Source organism: Blautia sp. MSK.20.85 (assembly GCF_013317245.1).
In the GTDB taxonomy this organism is placed as follows: Bacteria; Bacillota; Clostridia; order Lachnospirales; family Lachnospiraceae; genus Blautia_A.
In genome coordinates this window covers 1-845 of sequence record NZ_JAAIUN010000090.1, presented here as the reverse complement: position 1 = coordinate 845, position 845 = coordinate 1, and the positions used below count along the sequence as shown (strand labels likewise).

At 43.4% G+C, this 845-nt stretch carries 1 rRNA gene; it reads right to left on the bottom strand.

Annotation, left to right across the window (positions count from 1 at the left end):
- Positions 1-559: 559 nt before the first annotated feature.
- Positions 560-677 (bottom strand): 5S ribosomal RNA (gene rrf / locus G5B12_RS17010).
- Positions 678-845: the final 168 nt, after the last annotated feature.

The window sequence follows — 845 nt, the reverse complement described above, 5'->3', positions numbered from 1 at the left end:
TGCTTGACCTTTCGCTTCATCACCCTAGCGTAGGTGATGCGGTCTCTTGATTCTCGCGTTACTACCAGTAAGTGCACGATCGGATTTGAAAAGCTGTTGGAATCTCGCTTCCATAAGGCTTTTTAAATTTGATCGTATATGCGACGCAGTCGCGGCTGAATGGATCGAAGATCCATGAAGCTCAGCACTTACGTCCGTAACGTATATGATGATTACTCTGTTCATAACAGATAAATCGATGTCTTCCTATCTTTGCGTTTGCATTAATTTCTTAATACTTTGCGTTTAAGGATATTTGATTAACTTAATCAAATCTCATGTATGCAGTTTTCAAGGTACAATGCTGACTGATGTTTTATCAGCCATCAGAACTCACAAACACATTTGTAAACTCTGATCACTGGTAAAAACCAGCTATTATAACAGTCCTTCCCGACTGATTTAGGGTTAGCACCGGACTTATCGAAAATCTTCTGGTTCCACTCTGTTTCCGACAGAGCTCACTTTCCAGTGCCCGTTCTATCTTTATCAGGCAGCTTCGCCTGTTTCTTTCTTTTTGATCTGGCAGCCACCTGCTCTCCCACACCGTCTCCAGTGCAGTACCATCGGCCGCTTAGGTCTTAACCGTCGTGTTCGGGATGGGAACGGGTGTGTCCCCTAAGCGCATCGCTACCAGAAATATCGTTATTCAGTTTCCTTGATAACTCAACAGTAAAACACATTTCTTTTCTCTACTTTTTTCCGTTTTAGTTGGATTGATTCAGCCGTTTGCACAGCCTACTGTATCCAATTTCCTTAGAAAGGAGGTGATCCAGCCGCACCTTCCGATACGGCTACCTTGTTAC